Source organism: Streptomyces sp. NPDC058086 (assembly GCF_042885015.1).
Taxonomy (GTDB): domain Bacteria; phylum Actinomycetota; class Actinomycetes; order Streptomycetales; family Streptomycetaceae; genus Streptomyces.
This window is the reverse complement of record NZ_JBHVST010000282.1, coordinates 1-1,762: the sequence shown is the minus strand read 5'-3', so window position 1 is coordinate 1,762 and position 1,762 is coordinate 1. Positions and strand designations below refer to the sequence as shown.

The 1,762-nt window shown below is 65.4% G+C and carries 1 protein-coding gene; it reads left to right on the top strand.

Translation table 11 applies throughout. From position 1 onward, the window contains the following. The first annotated feature begins 54 nt into the window (after window positions 1–54). On the top strand, window positions 55–1,746 hold the full coding sequence (locus tag ACFVWD_RS58245) for an ISAzo13 family transposase (protein ID WP_389607286.1): 1,692 nt from the start codon (window positions 55–57) through the stop codon (window positions 1,744–1,746). Window positions 1,747–1,762 lie beyond the last annotated feature (16 nt).

The following is a 1,762-nucleotide window of genomic DNA, read 5'->3' as shown; positions in this document are numbered from 1 at the left end:
GGGCGTGCAGATCTTTAACCCGTGGCTTTCCGCCCGGTGATTCGTTGGTCTGACATGGGTGAGTTGGAAGAGCAGCGGGCCATGTTGTCAGCCAAGTTCGGGGCGATTCTGCCGCATTTGGATGAGCGGCAGCGTCGTCTGTTGATAGGGGCGGAGGCCCGGTCGCTCGGCCACGGCGGGATCAGGGCGGTCGCCCGTGCCGTCGGTGTCCGTGAGGCCACCGTGTCGCTCGGGGCGCGGGAGCTCGACTCCGGAGAGGCGCCGTTGGGGCGGGTCCGCCGGCCCGGCGGTGGCCGCAAACGCGTCGTCGACCTGGACCCTGCACTGCGGGCTGCGCTGCTCGCCCTGGTCGATCCGAATGTCCGCGGGGACCCCATGTCGCCGCTGCGCTGGACCACCAAATCCACTCGCAAACTCGCCGAGGAGCTAACCCGCCAGGGTCACAGAATCTCCGCGGATTCGGTGGGCGACATCCTGCGCGAGGAGGGCTTCAGCCTTCAGAGCAACGCCAAGATCCTGGAGGGCAAGCAGCACCCCGACCGGGACGCGCAGTTCCACTACCTCAACGAACGGGCCCGGGATCACCAGAACGGCGGGGACCCGGTGATCAGCGTGGACACGAAGAAGAAGGAACTGGTCGGCCCCTTCAAGAACAACGGCCGCGAGTGGGAACCGAAGGGCGAGCCGGTGCGGGTCGACACCCACGACTTCCCCGACCGCGAGCTGGGCAGGGTGGTGCCCTACGGCATTTACGACGTCGCCGCAAACACCGGCTGGGTCAACGTGGGCACCGATCACGACACCGCCGCGTTCGCCGTCGAATCCATTCGCCGCTGGTGGAACGGCGCCGGACGGGCTGCCTATCCGACGGCCTGCCGGCTGCTGATCACCGCCGACGCGGGCGGCTCCAACGGCTACCGCACCCGCACCTGGAAGACCGAACTCGCCCAGTTCGCAGCCGAGACCGGCCTGACGATCACCGTCTGCCACCTGCCTCCCGGAACATCGAAGTGGAACCGAATCGAGCACCGGCTGTTCTCCCACATCACCATGAACTGGCGCGGCAGGCCCCTGACCAGCCACGAAGTCATCGTCGAGAGCATCGCCGCGACCACCACCAAAACCGGCCTGACGGTGCATGCCGAACTCGACACCGACCAGTACCCCACAGGCATCCAAGTCAGCGATGAGGAGATCGCTGCCCTGCCGATCACCCGGCACCGCTTTCACGGCGACTGGAATTACACCCTCCACACCCAGCAGCCGCCCGGCACGACGCTGATCAACGCAACGGCTGCCCAGCCGCCGGCGAACAACCCGCATCCTCTGTCGATGCATTCACTGCAGGACCCCGAACTCACCGGCATGACCCGCCAACAGATCAGTGAATTGATCGGCGCACTGACTCCCCAGCTGGCACTACAGCACGAGCAAACACTCCATACGATTCGTGGTCATGCGCGCCTGGTAGCTCCCGGTACAGGCGCCAAAGCCAAGCTCGCCCCAGCCGACCGGATCCTGGCCACTGTGCTCCATCTACGCAAACTCGCCACCATGAACCTCCTCGGCCAACTCTTCGGCGTCTCCGCCGTGACCATCAGCCGTGCAAGCAAGGAAGTCCGCCCACTCCTGGAAGCACACGGTCACCACATCGACGCCTCCACCGCCCGCTTCCGCACACCAACCGACCTCGCAACATTTCTCACTTCCGGCCCTGCTCAAATCAAGATCAAGAGGACAGGTTAAAGATCTGCACGCCCTA